Annotated in this window: 18 protein-coding genes; all 18 read right to left on the reverse strand. The window is 41.0% G+C overall.

The annotated features are described in order from the left end of the window. Position 1 precedes the first annotated feature (1 nt). The 18 genes from flhG to fliJ are packed head-to-tail and all read right to left on the reverse strand — an operon-like array spanning position 2 to position 14540. A complete protein-coding gene (gene flhG / locus BFW96_RS19205) occupies positions 2–898 on the reverse strand; it encodes a flagellum location/number ATPase FlhG (protein WP_083252925.1) in 897 nt (298 codons plus the stop codon). Beyond that, the gene (gene flhF, locus BFW96_RS19210) at positions 889–1986 is read right to left on the reverse strand and encodes a flagellar biosynthesis GTPase FlhF (RefSeq protein WP_014663982.1); all 1098 of its coding nucleotides are present in this window, start codon (positions 1984–1986) and stop codon (positions 889–891) included. The genes flhG and flhF overlap by 10 nt, the downstream gene beginning before the upstream one ends. Continuing rightward, a complete protein-coding gene (flhA, locus tag BFW96_RS19215; RefSeq protein ID WP_014663981.1) occupies positions 1986–4019 on the reverse strand; it encodes a flagellar biosynthesis protein FlhA in 2034 nt (677 codons plus the stop codon). Before flhA ends, flhF begins: the two co-directional genes overlap by 1 nt. 32 nt (positions 4020–4051) lie before the next feature. Then, positions 4052–5134, reverse strand: coding sequence for a flagellar biosynthesis protein FlhB (gene flhB, locus BFW96_RS19220; RefSeq protein ID WP_069840321.1), 1083 nt, complete (start codon positions 5132–5134; stop codon positions 4052–4054). Continuing rightward, on the reverse strand, positions 5134–5913 hold the full coding sequence (gene fliR, locus BFW96_RS19225) for a flagellar biosynthetic protein FliR (RefSeq protein WP_014663979.1): 780 nt from the start codon (positions 5911–5913) through the stop codon (positions 5134–5136). The genes flhB and fliR overlap by 1 nt, the downstream gene beginning before the upstream one ends. A gap of 7 nt (positions 5914–5920) precedes the next feature. Then, positions 5921–6190 carry a flagellar biosynthesis protein FliQ gene (fliQ, locus tag BFW96_RS19230; RefSeq protein WP_003220888.1) on the reverse strand — a complete coding sequence of 90 codons (270 nt, stop codon included), beginning with the start codon at positions 6188–6190 and terminating at the stop codon, positions 5921–5923. 14 nt (positions 6191–6204) lie between these two features. After that, on the reverse strand, positions 6205–6870 hold the full coding sequence (gene fliP, locus BFW96_RS19235; RefSeq protein ID WP_003245692.1) for a flagellar type III secretion system pore protein FliP: 666 nt from the start codon (positions 6868–6870) through the stop codon (positions 6205–6207). Further along, positions 6863–7522, reverse strand: a complete 660-nt coding sequence (gene fliZ, locus BFW96_RS19240) for a flagella biosynthesis regulatory protein FliZ (protein WP_069149599.1) — start codon at positions 7520–7522, stop codon at positions 6863–6865. Before fliZ ends, fliP begins: the two co-directional genes overlap by 8 nt. A 14-nt stretch (positions 7523–7536) precedes the next feature. Further along, complete coding sequence (gene cheY / locus BFW96_RS19245; protein ID WP_014476812.1) at positions 7537–7899, reverse strand: chemotaxis protein CheY; 363 nt, start codon at positions 7897–7899, stop codon at positions 7537–7539. A gap of 25 nt (positions 7900–7924) precedes the next feature. Continuing rightward, positions 7925–9064 carry a flagellar motor switch phosphatase FliY gene (gene fliY / locus BFW96_RS19250; protein ID WP_069840322.1) on the reverse strand — a complete coding sequence of 380 codons (1140 nt, stop codon included), beginning with the start codon at positions 9062–9064 and terminating at the stop codon, positions 7925–7927. Next, on the reverse strand, positions 9054–10052 hold the full coding sequence (gene fliM, locus BFW96_RS19255) for a flagellar motor switch protein FliM (protein WP_003220879.1): 999 nt from the start codon (positions 10050–10052) through the stop codon (positions 9054–9056). Before fliM ends, fliY begins: the two co-directional genes overlap by 11 nt. A 33-nt stretch (positions 10053–10085) precedes the next feature. Next, positions 10086–10508 carry a flagellar basal body-associated protein FliL gene (gene fliL / locus BFW96_RS19260; RefSeq protein ID WP_014663976.1) on the reverse strand — a complete coding sequence of 141 codons (423 nt, stop codon included), beginning with the start codon at positions 10506–10508 and terminating at the stop codon, positions 10086–10088. Further along, positions 10505–10720, reverse strand: a complete 216-nt coding sequence (swrD, locus tag BFW96_RS19265; protein ID WP_040083172.1) for a swarming motility protein SwrD — start codon at positions 10718–10720, stop codon at positions 10505–10507. The genes fliL and swrD overlap by 4 nt, the downstream gene beginning before the upstream one ends. Before the next feature lie 39 nt (positions 10721–10759). Next, a complete protein-coding gene (gene flgG, locus BFW96_RS19270; RefSeq protein WP_040083173.1) occupies positions 10760–11554 on the reverse strand; it encodes a flagellar basal body rod protein FlgG in 795 nt (264 codons plus the stop codon). A 21-nt stretch (positions 11555–11575) separates the two neighbouring features. Next, a complete protein-coding gene (gene flgD / locus BFW96_RS19275) occupies positions 11576–11998 on the reverse strand; it encodes a flagellar hook assembly protein FlgD (RefSeq protein WP_069840323.1) in 423 nt (140 codons plus the stop codon). Continuing rightward, positions 11995–13458 carry a flagellar hook-length control protein FliK gene (locus tag BFW96_RS19280; RefSeq protein ID WP_069840324.1) on the reverse strand — a complete coding sequence of 488 codons (1464 nt, stop codon included), beginning with the start codon at positions 13456–13458 and terminating at the stop codon, positions 11995–11997. Before BFW96_RS19280 ends, flgD begins: the two co-directional genes overlap by 4 nt. Positions 13459–13470: 12 nt before the next feature. Further along, positions 13471–14085, reverse strand: coding sequence for a MotE family protein (locus BFW96_RS19285; protein ID WP_040083175.1), 615 nt, complete (start codon positions 14083–14085; stop codon positions 13471–13473). 11 nt (positions 14086–14096) lie between these two features. Beyond that, complete coding sequence (gene fliJ / locus BFW96_RS19290) at positions 14097–14540, reverse strand: flagellar export protein FliJ (RefSeq protein ID WP_014663970.1); 444 nt, start codon at positions 14538–14540, stop codon at positions 14097–14099.

Below are 14540 nucleotides of genomic sequence, written 5' to 3' on the forward strand. Positions count from 1 at the left end.
ATTAAGCCCTCCTCATTAAAAAAGAAGATAATTTCTCAATAAATGTCTGTTTGTCTTCTTTGTGTCTCGTTTCTTCTCTTTCAAACAAGGCGTCCGCTAAAAGGCGGACTGACCGGCTGGCTTTTGCCTGAGGGCTTTTTATGAAAAAAGGAACCTGTTCGACAACCGCTTTGCTCACGATCACATCGTCAGAAACGGAACCGGCAAACTGAACCTGAACATCCAAAAACATATGAATTGTGCGGGAAAGGCGGGCAAAAGCGTCAAGCCCTTCTTTTTGGTCACGGCACCGATTGACAGCCACCTTCATCGAAAGCTTATTTCCTGTCAAAACCAAGTGCTTGACAGCACTGTATGCGTCCATGATGGCCGTCGGCTCGGGAGTTGTTATGATCAAAATATCTTCTGCTGATAAAATAAAGGGCAGTTGATCTTTTGATAATCCTGCTCCCATGTCAAACAGCACATAATCGAACTGGCTTAATGCATGAGAAAGTTCATTGGCAAAAAACGTCCATTTTCTCTGATCCAGTTGAAACATCACATCCAGGCCGGTTCCACCTGATATATACCGCAAACCCTTTGGGCCAACGGATAATGACTGTAACAACGGCTTCTGATCGGTTAAAACATCGATTATCGTGGCAGACGATGAATTTCCCATTAATATATCAATGTTCCCCATCCCAATATCAAGGTCGATGAGAAGCACCTTTTTACCTTTATCCTGTAACGCAAGTGCCATATTTAAGGTAATATTAGATTTTCCGACACCGCCCTTGCCGCTGATGACAGCAAGTGTCTTCGCTTTTTGTGAATAAACCATTGGCAGAACGCGCTGACGCTTTTCCATTTTCGCCCGTAAAGTTGCTGCTTGGTCATATCGGTTCATCTGCACAGCATCCTTACAAAATCAAGTGGAGATACAGTCTGTATATCCTCAGGCACATTCTGGCCGTTTGTCATAAATCCGACACCTATTTTTGATTCTGCCAGTATATTAAACACAGAACCTAAGGAAGTCGTTTCATCTATTTTCGTAAAAATAAACTGATTGACAGGGACGGATGAAAACCGTTTGACAATATGTTTCATATCTTCATATTTTGCAGTCGCGGATAAAACAAGAAATGACTGAATGCTGCTCTCAAAAGGAATCGTTTCTTTCAGTTCATCAATGTATTGCTGGTCCTTGAAGTTTCTTCCTGCTGTATCAACAAACACATGATCATACTCAGAAAATAACTCCTTCGCCTGCTCAAATTCTTCTTTTGTATAACAAACTTCCAGAGGAGCCTGCAGCAGCTCAGCGTATGTTTTCAACTGTTCAACAGCTGCAATTCGATACGTATCTGTAGTAATAAAAGCGATTTTTTTCTGTTTTTCAAGCATAGATATGGCTGCGAGTTTAGCTAGTGTAGTTGTTTTACCAGCCCCTGTTGAACCAAAGAGAACGATATACTTTGAATGGATTGGTTCCTGCCACTTGTCTGCTGAGGGCAGCGTATCGCATAGTAATTCCTGAAGTTTGCCGACCACATTTTCTTCATTAAGGCCGCCTGCTTCCACAGAGAAGCGAAGCAATTTTTTCAGAGTGCTCGTTTTCGTTGACTCTTTAATTCCCGTTTCTTGCAAAAGCTTCTCTGCTTTTCGCAGTGGCTCAGGAAGTACAGATTGATATGCTGAAAAATCACCTTGCTCCTGTTGCACCGAAATTTGAGGGGATGTCCTCTCCTCTATTTTCGGACTGCTGACCGGAGTTTTTAATGTTTGTTTCGGTTCAGTTGCCTTCTGAGACGTTTTTTTCTCAAGAAAGTCCTGATCCAATACGGCGATCACTTCAACAGCAGGCTTGTTGATGAGGCCAAACCATTTTCGCTTTTTAATTTTTTTCGAATTTAATATGACCGCTTCATTGCCCAATTCTTTTCTGATGAGAAGTGCCGCTTCTTGCATTGAAGCAGCAGTAAATTTTTTTATTTTCATTAAATATCCACCACTCCAATGCTTTGTACCTCAACATTCGCCTCAAGTTCGTTATAAGAGAGTACCGGAAGATCAGGGAAGTATCGTTCCAGAAGCTGTTTCACATACATTCTGACAGGCGGCGAGCATAGAAGAATCGCGGTTTCCTGACGTAATGACAGCTGTTCAGCTTCTTTAGCGACAGAACGCACTATGCTTTCTGAAATATCTGGTTCGAGCGATAAATAATTCCCATGTTCCGTTTGCTGCACACCGTCTGCTATAGCCTTCTCTACCCGGCCCGAGCAAGTAACAACTTTCAACACTTCATTATCTTTGGCAAATTGGGCTGTAATTTGTTTAGCAAGTGCTTGTCTTGTATACTCTGTCAAAAGATCAGAATCTGTTGTTAATTTCCCATAGTCAGCAAGTGTTTCAAAGATCGTTACTAAGTTTCGAATTGAAACTTTTTCTTTTAAAAGCTTAGCAAGCACCTTCTGAATATCACCGACAGACAATGGATTTGGCGTAACCTCTTCAACCAGGACTGGATACGATTCTTTCAAGTGATCAATCAGCTGCTTTGTCTCCTGCCTTCCGATCAATTCGTGAGCATGCTGTTTTATTTTCTCCGTAATATGCGTTGAAACGACTGATGCAGGATCAACTACTGTATAACCAAGCATGTCGGCTTCATCCTTTACCGCTTCGCTAATCCATTTGGCCGGCAGTCCGAATGAAGGTTCCACTGTTTCTATCCCTTCAATCAAATCGTCTTCAGGTGTAGGCGACATTGCTAAATAATGATCAAGCAACAGCTCACCTTTTGCTACTTCGTTTCCTTTAATTTTCAATCGGTATTCATTAGGCTGCAACGCTATATTATCTCTAATCCGCACGACAGGAATGACAAGCCCGAGTTCCAAAGCCAACTGACGGCGTATCATAACAATGCGGTCTAATAAATCACCGCCTTGATTGGCATCAGCAAGCGGTATCAGTCCATAGCCAAATTCAAATTCTATCGGATCTATATGCAGTAGCTGAACAACGCTTTCAGGACTTTTAAGCTCGTCAACCTCAGCCTCTTCCTCAAGAATCTCATCCACTTCTTCTTTTTCCTTACCAGATTTAGATAGCGTATAAGCGCCAAAAGCAAGCAACCCCGCAAGCGGCCCCGTCAGAAAAATGCCGATCGGAGTGAAAATACCTAAAAGCATGATCGTAGCTGCGGCGACGTATAAAAGCTTTGGATACGCAAACAGCTGGCCTGTAATGTCATGCCCTAAGTTTCCTTCAGAGGCAGCTCTTGTAACCACAATACCCGTAGCTGTAGAAATTAACAGTGCCGGGATTTGCGAAACAATTCCATCCCCTACAGTCAGCATCGTAAAGTGTGAAGCGGCCTCTTGAATGGACATGCCCTGCTGAAGCATTCCGATCACGATTCCGAAAATAATATTGATCATCACAATGATGATTCCGGCAATGGCGTCACCTTTTACAAATTTACTGGCACCGTCCATTGCTCCATAAAAGTCTGCTTCTCTTGCCACTTTTTCGCGGCGATGCTTCGCTTCCTGTTCGGTAATCATCCCTGCGTTTAAATCAGCATCAATACTCATCTGCTTCCCGGGCATTGCGTCCAGCGTAAACCTTGCTGCAACCTCAGAAACACGTTCAGCACCTTTTGTAATGACGATGAACTGAATAATAATCAAGATGATAAATACAACGAGTCCAACTAATACATTTCCACCGACAACGAAATTTCCGAATGTCTCGACGACTTTTCCTCCCTCACCGTGTGAAAGAATTGAACGGGTAGTTGAGACGTTCAAGCCCAAACGAAATAGGGTTAAAAGCAGCAGCAGTGACGGGAAAATCGAAAACTGAAGCGCTTCCTGCATATTCATTGTGGTGAGAAGCACGATCAACGCAAGAGAAATATTAATAATGATCAAAATACTTAACAGCCATGGAGGAAATGGAATCACCAGCATCGCCACAATGAGGACAACACTTATTAAAACGGATAAATCTCTTGTTGACATGCTGTTTTTTCTCTCCTTTTAAATCGAAAAATTCAATATACTTTTTGTTTTGTTTTATATACGTAAGCCAGAATTTCTGCCAAGACTTTAAAAAATTCTTCCGGCACTGCCTGGTCAATTTCCACCTGATCATATAACGCACGGGCTAGCGGTCTGTTTTCTACCATCATGACATCGTGCTCTTTAGCAATTTTCCTGATTTTTAACGCCAGGTGGTCAACACCTTTTGCAACAATATAAGGAGCGTCCATTTTTTCTTCGTCATATTTCAGGGCAATCGCATAGTGAGTCGGGTTTGTGATGATGACATCTGCTTTTGGAACTTCCTGCATCATCCGCCTCATCGCCATTTCCCGCTGTCTTTGTTTAATTTTAGACTTAATAATCGGGTCACCTTCAGATTTTTTGTACTCGTCTTTTATATCTTGTTTTGACATTTTGATATTTTTCTCATAATCAAATCTCTGATATAAATAGTCAAGACCAGCAAGAATTAATAAAGCACCTGCACCGCTCAGTCCCATCCACAAAGTGAGTTTTGAAACGAAAGAAAGTACCTCTTCAGGTGTCAGGAGAGGAAGCCGGAGAATTTCTCCATAATGCAGCCAAAGCACAGCGAATGCCGCAAAACCGACAACTGCGATTTTCAAAATTGATTTAATCAACTCCACAATCGCCCTCATACTGTATATTCGTTTAAAGCCTTTGATCGGATCGAGTTTTTCAAGCTTAGGCTGTATCACTTCAGCAGAAAACAAGAATCCAACCTGCATATAGTTGCTTACGACCCCTGCAACAAGAGCTACAAGCAAGATTGGTGCAAGTATCATGCCCGTATCCTTTAATAAGCTGACAAACAAGGTATGCACATTTGATTCTGAGAGCTTCATTGTGAGCGATTCGGTATAAAATGTTTCTATAAATGACAGCAGCCTGTCTCTCATATACGGGCCAATTGCTATAAGCGAAAGGAATATAACAAGTAAAGAAATGGCGGTATTGACATCCGAACTTTTGGCTACCTGTCCTTTTTTTCGCGTATCCTTCCGTTTTTTCGGAGTGGCTTTTTCAGTCTTCTCCCCGGCAAAAAACTGCAGGTCAATTCTAAGCTTCATTAAGAAACACCGACCAATGCTAAAAGATTCCGCATCGTTTCAATCGTTAAACTGAAAACATTCCGCACAACGACGAAGATAACGGACATACATACAATAAGCATGATGAAACTGACAGCGATCTTTAAAGGCAGACCGACCACAAATACATTTAATTGCGGAACAGTTCGAGCCACGATACCTAATGCTAAATCAACTAGAAACAAACTGGCCACAACAGGCGCTGACATTTGAAAAGCGATAATAAACATCGCATTAAAGCTTTTCGCGATAAAATAAGCAAACTTTTCATCGCCGAAATTCGGAAATGCCTGATCAACTGAAATATACTGAAAGCTGTAGTAAATACCGTCCAGCAGCAAATGGTGGGCATTGACACTCAGCATAAACAAAAGTGCCATCGTATAAATAAACTGGCCAATCAACGGACTTTGCGCTCCGGTTTGCGGATCAATAACGTTTGCTATTGAAAATCCCATTTGAAAATCAATAAACGAGCCGGCAATCTGTACTGCGGCAATCATCATATAAGCGATTAAGCCGAGACATAGGCCAACCAAGGCTTCCTTAAAAGCCAAGAGCATATATTGCTCATCTATCTCCAAAGAGGGCGGTTTATCAATGGTGCTGAAACAAATAACCGCCAGAAAAAAAGCAAATCCTATGCGGTGAACAGCTGGGACATTTCGATGTCCGAATAGCGGAATCGTTACAAAAAAAGCAGAGATTCTAATAAAAACCAATAAAAAAGCAGGAAATAAGTCAATAATTGAATTCATCTCTGCATTACCCTGCAAAACGATTTAGATTAGAAAACAGCTCTGTTGTAAATGAAAGAATCGTCGACAGCATCCACGGACCAAAAAAAATGAGAGCCAGAAGAACCGCCACGATTTTCGGAATAAACGCCAAAGTCTGTTCCTGTATTTGAGTTGTCGCCTGAAATATGCTGACAATTAAACCGACCAGTAAAGCAATGGCCAATAACGGCCCGCTGATCATCAGTGTTACGTATACGGCTTTTTCCGCCATAGAAATTACAAATTCTGAACTCACGTTTAGCACCTACCCTAAAAGCTCTGAAGCAAAGATTTCACAATTAAATACCAGCCGTCCACCAAAACAAAAAGTAATATTTTAAAGGGCAGAGAAATCATAACTGGAGGGAGCATCATCATTCCCATTGACATCAAGACGCTCGCCACTACCATATCTATAATTAAAAACGGGATAAAAATCATAAACCCTATTTGAAATGCAGTTTTAAGCTCTGATATGGCAAAAGCCGGAACCATTGTTGTTAGCGGAATATCCTTTAATGATTCAGGTTTATCCATTTTTGCGTAATTCATGAACAGCGCCAAATCCTTCTGCCTTGTGTGTTTACTCATAAATTCTTTAATCGGTTCCTCAGCTTTCGTATACGCTTCATCCAAGCTGATTTTGTTGTCCATCAATGGGGTCAGCGCTTCTTTATTAATTTCTGAAAAAGTAGGAGCCATAATAAAAAATGTTAAAAACAGCGCAAGCCCGATAAGAACCTGGTTTGGGGGCATAGATTGCGTCGCAAGTGAAGTTCTGACAAATGACAGAACGATGACGATGCGAGTAAAGCAAGTCATAAGAATCAATATTCCAGGCGCCACTGAAAATACAGTTAACAATAATAGTAATTTAACAGTTGAACTTACGTTTTCCGGATCGCTTGAACTGAAAATATTTATAAACTCATTCATGATGACGTGGGCCTTTCTTCTTTCCTTCAGAACGGTTTTGTTTTAACTCTTCAAGTTGCTCTTTTAATGCTTTTGAAAATGAAGGCAGTTTTTGCTGCGGCTGATGCTCAGAACTCTTAAGCGGCTTCACAAACTTTTGCCACTCTATTTTGCTTGACATTGCCTCTTCATGCTGACTGAGAATGGCTTCAATCTCTTTTTCATCCTCAATTTCTTTCAGCAGCTGGATCGTCTCTCCTACACCGACGACGAGCACACTTTTTCCGACCTTGATCAATTGTATGGATCTGTTCTGGCCGACCGATGTGCCGCCAATATTTTCAACATATTGAAAAGGCTTGAGGAGCCGATTTCTTTTGTTCATGAGCTTAACCAGCCCGTAAATCAGCACGATAACAAACAGTAAAGCGAAAATCATCTTTACAAAATCAAAAGCTGAGACAGAAGGAGCAGCCGCTCCCTCCGTCTCATCAGCAGTTTTTGTTGTTTTTTCTTCCTTTTGCCCTGACTTATCTGCAGTTTTCTCATCTTTCTTTTGAAACCATTCGTTTACAGTTGAATTCTCAGAGTCTGCCGCAGCAGCAGCAATTGGATGTACAGTGAATAAAACGAAAAAACAAATAAAAGCGATGAAATATTGACTCTTTTTCAACAATCGTACACCCTTTAACTTAATGTTTTGTTGATTGCTTCAAGCACACGGTCAGCTTGGAAAGGTTTCACAATGAAATCCTTAGCGCCGGCCTGAATGGCATCAATAACCATTGATTGCTGTCCCATAGCAGAACACATAATGATTCTTGCCTGAGCATCAATTTGTTTAATTTCTTTTAATGCTGTAATCCCATCCATTTCAGGCATCGTGATATCCATCGTAACAAGGTCAGGAGAATGCTCTTTATATTTCTCTACTGCTTGTGCTCCATTTTCAGCTTCCGCTACTACTTCAAAACCGTTTTTAACCAAAATATCTTTAATCATCATTCGCATAAATGCTGCGTCATCTACAATTAAAATTCTATGTGCCATAATTTATCTCTCTCCTTGTATTTCGTTATTTTAAATTATTAATGCGCTCTGCCTGGCTTAAAATGTCAGTGACTCTTACGCCGAAGTTTTCTTCAATGACAACAACCTCGCCTTTGGCAACGATACGCTGATTAACTAAAATATCTACCGGCTCACCAGCTAATTTATCAAGCTCAATAATACTACCTGCAGAAAGCTCTAAAATTTCTTTTACACTTCTCTTTGTTCTGCCGAGCTCAACAGTAATTGAAAGCGGGATATCTAAAAGCATATCCAGATTATTGATAGGGGCTTGTGTCGCCTCGTTTGGATCAAACGCAGAAAATTCCACCGGTGAAACCTGAACTGGCGCTGCTTTTTTTGCTGTTCCCTGCCTTTTTGGCGGCTGCGGCTGCTGTTGCTTCGGTTCAATACGAGGCTCTGGCGTCACAGGCTCTTTCGGCTGCTCGTATGTAGCATCAGGCTGCGCCATTGTTGCTTCCTCTGCATTTCCTGAATTCATAAGGCTTGAAATTAAATCTTTCGCAAATGTTAATGGGTAAAGCTGCATAATACTGGAGTCTATTAATTCTCCCACCTTTAAGTTGAAAGAAACTTTCACCAGCATTTCATCATCAGGAATACGGTCTGTGCCCTTTTCTTCAGTTACATCGAGCAATTCAACCCGAGGCGGTGAAATATCAATTTTTTTACTGAATACAGTAGACATTGATGTGGCTGCCGATCCCATCATTTGGTTCATTGCTTCTTGAACCGCACTTAAATGGATTTCCCCCAGTGAAGGATCCGCACCTTTTCCGTCTCCCCCGATCATTAAATCAGCAATGATCGCCGCGTCACTTTGTTCCACGACTAACAGGTTGCTGCCGCTGAAGCCCTCCGTATAATTTACTTCAATCGCTACATACGGTTCAGGAAACGCATCGCTGATTTTACTTTTGGGGATAACCGTTACGCTCGGAGTCGTAATATCGACCTTTTGATTTAAAAGTGTTGACAGTGCTGTCGCAGAACTGCCGAATGAAATATTACCGATTTCACCGATCGCATCACGCTCCATTTCCGATAAGTCATCTACTTCCGGAACCTCTGGCTCATCAAGCGTGCTGCCAGTACCGTTAAGAAGCGCGTCAATCTCATCTTGAGATAATCTATTATTCTCCATCTTGTTCACCTCTTATGTCGTGATCTAAAATTTGCACTGCCTGTTTTCGATTCACCCGGCCGGCTTGTCCTAAAAATTTCGGCTTATCTCCGACCAATACAGTAAGAGGATCCGTGACTGATTTGTCCAAAGTTATGCAGTCTCCGACTTCTAAACTTAAAAACTCTTCTATTGTCAGTTCAGATGTGCCGAGCTCGGCCACGACAGGTATTTGTGCTGTCATGATACGTTTTTCAAGCGACTTTGTTTCCTCAGGCTTTGGCTCATTTCGGTCTGATTGCATCCAATAGTGGACTGAAAGCTTCGGTATGAGCGGCTCGAGGACGATATGCGGGATACAGAGATTAATGACACCGCTGATTTCACCGATTTGAGTATTAAGTGAGATCACCACGACTGTTTCATTAGGAGACACCATCTGAACGAATTGCGGATTCACTTCAAACTCAGTCATTTCCGGTTCAATATCAGCAATTGACTGCCAAGCTTCTTTATAATTACCCAGTGCATTTTCAAATAAATTAGAAATGATTTTTGTTTCAATTTCTGTCAAGCTGTCAACCTTGTTATGACTGATTCCAATCCCACCCATGACTCGGTCCATCATTGTATAAGCTATCGTGGGGTTAACCTCCATCATAATTCTGCCTTCCATCGGATGGACATCAAATAGATTCAGAATCGTCATGTTCGGGATCGATCTGATAAATTCCTCATAAGGGACCTGGTCAACAGAACTGACAGATATATGAATATAGGTTCTGAGCTGAGCCGAAAAATGAGTGGTAAGAAGTCTTGCAAAATTGTCATGAATCCTCGTTAAACTGCGGATCTGATCCTTAGAAAACCGCAGCGCACGTTTGAAATCATAAACCTTGACTTTCTTCTCTTTTTCTTCTTTTTTCAGCTCTTCAGCGTCCATTTCACCAGTTGATATTGCAGAAAGCAGTGCATCTATTTCATTTTGGGAGAGAACTTCTCCTGACATTTTCCTCACCTCCGTATTCTGTCAAATTATGCTTTATTGCAGATTAAAGGAGGTAATATACACTTTTTCTACTTTTCCTTCTTGGAGGTAGCTATTTATTTTATCTTTTAGTTCCTTCTTAAAGGTTTCTTTTCCCTTGTCTCCCTCAATCTGATCAGCATTCGTATCAGCCAGCAGTGATATAACAGCGTCTTTCACTTGAAAATCACGTTTCTCAAGTTCTTCTTTTGATTTATCAGAATCAGTTTCAAGTTTAATAGCAAGACGGATAATGTTATCAGACTTTAAATTTGTTGTGATTTCTTCTACATCAACAGAAGATGAAACAATTTCATCAATACTTTTTTTCGCTTCACTTTTTTCGGACTTTCCGCCTAACACAAAATAAGCCGTTGCCCCGAGAGCACCAATTACGATAAGAATAATTAGTAAGATGATCATTAACTTTTTCTTCATTCCGGTTCCTCTATTCCTTGATCCATTGAAAATATTTGTATGTTTCGGTAGAAAGATGCGATCTTTTCCAGAACAGCTTCTTCATCTTCTTTTACTACAAACTTCTTACCGTTTGACAGAGTGATTGTAGTATCCGGAAAGCATTCAATCTGTTCAATAAATAGCGCATTCAGTGTAAAGGGCTGCCCGTTCAAACGGGTTACTTTTATCATAAAACAGCGGAGAAGCGATTACTCGCCTCCCCTCCCTCCTTAACGTTTAAGGTTAACCAGTTCTTGAAGGATTTCATCAGATGTTGTAATAATTTTTGAGTTTGATTGGAATCCGCGCTGGGCTACGATCATTTCAGTAAATTCGTCAGTTAAATCAACGTTAGACATTTCGAGAAATCCTGATTTAAGAGAACCTGTTCCGCCATCACCGGGCTGGTTCGCTGCACTGGCCGTACCCGAGTTTAAAGATTCACGGTATAAGTTGCTCCCGATTTTATCTAGGCCGTCACTGTTGGCAAAAGTCACAATCCCGATTTGTCCGCCGTCTTGTGGTTGACCGCCGGCATCAACAATTGACACCTTTCCATCAGGACCAATGCTAAAGCTTTGAGCATCAGTAGGAATTTTAATTGTTCCTCCATTCATATTTAACACATGGTAGCCATCACCTGTAACCAATGTTCCGGTATTATCTAAATAGAAGTTCCCTGCTCTTGTATAAGCTGTTCCATCACCTGTATCAATCCGGAAGTAACCATCACCGTCAATTGCTAAATCAAGTGCTCTTCCTGTACTTTGTGTGGCGCTTGTTGAATGAATTGTATCAATTGTGCCAGATGATGAACCTAAACCGATTTGCTTAGAGTTCGTACCGCCGATAGTTGCACCGGCCGCAGAACCGCCGGCAATTGTTTGGCTTACCATATCTTTAAAAGTCACACGGCTCTTTTTGAATCCTACTGTATTCACGTTTGCAATGTTGTTACCGATTACGTCAAGCTTTGTTTGAAAGTTTTTCATACCGCTGATTCCAGAATAAAGTGAACGTAACATAATGTATTCCCCCAGATTTTTTTATTTAGATGATTGTCCCACAGACATGACATTCGCAGGACTGATCTCGGTCCCATCATCAAGAACGAGATAATAATTTCCTTTAGAATGTTTAACAGAGCTTACTGTGCCTGTTTTATCTGTTGCACTTTTACCATCAGTCCAAGATACTTCTTTTCCCATCCAATCAACATACGTTGTAAACGGATCTTGGTTTTCGACGAATTGAGTCATTGTCGTATTCAGATTCATCATTTGCTCCAAGCTTGAAAAAGTCGCCATCTGACTGATAAATTCTTTATCGTCAACCGGGTTGAGCGGATCTTGGTTTTGAACTTGAGTCATTAATATTTTTAAAAACTCGTCTTTCCCCAAGCTGCTGTTGTTCGTCGACACGGTGTTCGTTTTTTCAGGCAGTTTATATTCTGAACTTATAGAAGTCATTCTTCCTCCTCCATTTCAACCATCGACACTTCCTCGAGCAAATCGCCAAAATCATTTGATTGCTTTTTCTGCCTTTGCTGTCTCTGCTCCTCTTGCTGCTGTTTCTGTTCATCAGCAAGCTGGCCGTATATCGGCTGATCCCCGCTTTGGACCGGAAGAGTAAAACGGTCTATTTGGACGGCCATATTCGGCAATGATTGCTTCAGCTGCGGAAGATGCTGTTCAAGCAATTCTTTTGCTGATTGGCTAGATGCAATGATTTTACTCTGAAACATTCCATTTTCATTTGTCAGCTTGATTGTGACAAATCCTAAATGTTCAGGGTTTAACCGAATGGTGAAGCTTCCCGTTGATCTGCCGAAAGGCGTATATTTCATCTGCTTCCACGCATTGATCACTTGATCAGCCACCGTTTTTGTTTCAGCATTTGGTATATCAGCTGACATCTGCTGCAGATCAAGTGTTTGAACTCCTCCTATGCCCCGATACCCTGAAAACAGCATTTGGAGTCCTGATTTACTATCTACAGGCTGAATACTTCCAGAAACATCCGATGCACTTTTGCTGGATGAACTCTGCGAAAGCGGTGTGAAAACACGCTTCCCAAAGTCTTGTGATGATTCGGATGATTTCGATAACAAGAAAGTTTTCAACTGGCTTTCAGCTAAACTCCATTCTTTGGTTCCTTTTTGAGGGAGCATAGACATTTGATCCATTAAGCTTTGAAAACTTTTCAGCTCTGACGCTGTCATCGAATAAAGTTTTGAACTCGACTCATCTTTGGTGAACATTTGCTGTTTAAGATCCTGAATTAGCTGTTGAGATACACCTTTTTTTTCTAATGCAGAAAGAAATTGATCCCCACTTTGGTAAATGGCATGAGCTTCATTGCCGTTCCCTCGATCAGTCAGCTTATTCCCTTCTACAAGCTGGCTAATGAACATCTGGATATAGATCAATTCTTTAGCAGCCTCGGATACTTCATTTTCCTGATTTGATTGCTCTGTATCGGACTTCAGTGGTCCATTAATGTCAAGAGCAGAATCATTGGCACTCAGAGCCGTTTTAGCTTCTGAAAAGATTTTCTCCGTTTCTGTGAGCAATTGATCCATCCCGCCTGACAATCTTGATTCAACTGCTTGCAAAAGATTTTGCAACATTTGCAGAGCATTCGCATCCAATTGCTTCCCTGTCAGTTTGCTTAATGTTTGCAGAAGACCCGCATTTTGTTTGTCTTGATCTTCAGGACTTGCTTTTAGCCATTCACCGATCTTTTTAAGCGCATCTTCTAAAAGCTGACCTCCGGAATTCGGAGTACCCTTTTCTTGTTCTGAGAGTTCCTTTAAACCTGCCTCAGATATAAGCCAGTTTTGAAAAACACCCGGGCTACTTTTCATGCTTTTAGCGGCAGAACCCGTTGTGGTTTGCAGCAAAGGTCCCGATAATTCAAGCAGCTTCACCTTTAATTCCCCCTATTCTTGGCTGGCAGCAATTTTTTCTGTATAGGTTGCTGCTTGCTCAGGAGTCATTTTTGCCAATATGTCAGCAAGCTGCTTTTTGCTTAGGCCATTCAATATTTTCAGTGCTTCTTGCTCCTTTAATTGGGCAATAATTTTCGCAGCCTTTCCGCTGTCCATGCTTTTGTACACACTGATCACTTTGTCATTTTTAGATGAAGCTTTAGAGTCTGATGTTCCCTCAGTATGATCTTCAGATGACTTTTTTTGGTCCTCCGCCGTCTTTTCAAGTGAACGAATCTTTTGATTGAGCCTATCGATTTCCGATTTGCTTGTTTCTAAATCTTTATTCAATATACTGATTTCACTTTTTTGATCCTTAATGGTCTTTTCCAGAGCTGCCGTATTACTGCTATCCTTACTTGATGCTGTGCCTTTTTTATTTTCGGTTTCAGGAACCAATTCCTTAAGAACCGGCGTTTTTGCCGCAGCATCCTGGATCGGCTTTAACACATTGACACCAGCAGCCCAAAGAACAATCCCCCCTGCGATTAGAAGAAACATCAGCGGGAGGATAATGATAAGCAAAACCGAACGGAACTTACCTGATTCTTTCTTTTTGCCGGACATTACATTCGCTCCTAATGGCCTTGAATCATAAACTGCTTAATCGAAATATCGTCCATTTCTTTCATTTCTGCAGCTTTGTCTTCAAGAGCAAACATTTTAAACTGTTTTTCACGCATTTTTTCAAACTTTTTCACTTCAATATTTTTCTCTGTCAAAATTTCTTGTTTTTGATTCATTTGATTTCTTTTCATAATGACAAGCTTTTGATAGTGATAAATCGTATTATCAAGATTTGAGACAAATTGTTGGTAGTGCCTCATTTCTTGTACACTCATGCCGCTTTTTAATTTCTTTTCTTTATTTTGTTCTAGTAATTCTTTTTTGCTCATACTCTCATATAATTTTTCAGCAACGTTTTCAAATTCAGAAACTGATTGCTGATAATCGGATAAGGATTGGTCTTTCTCATTTTCTTTTAGTTCCAGCAGCTTTTGGAATCTAAATTGATAAGCCAC

The sequence above is a fragment of the Bacillus sp. F56 genome (assembly GCF_001748205.1).
Lineage (GTDB): Bacteria > Bacillota > Bacilli > Bacillales > Bacillaceae > Bacillus > Bacillus stercoris.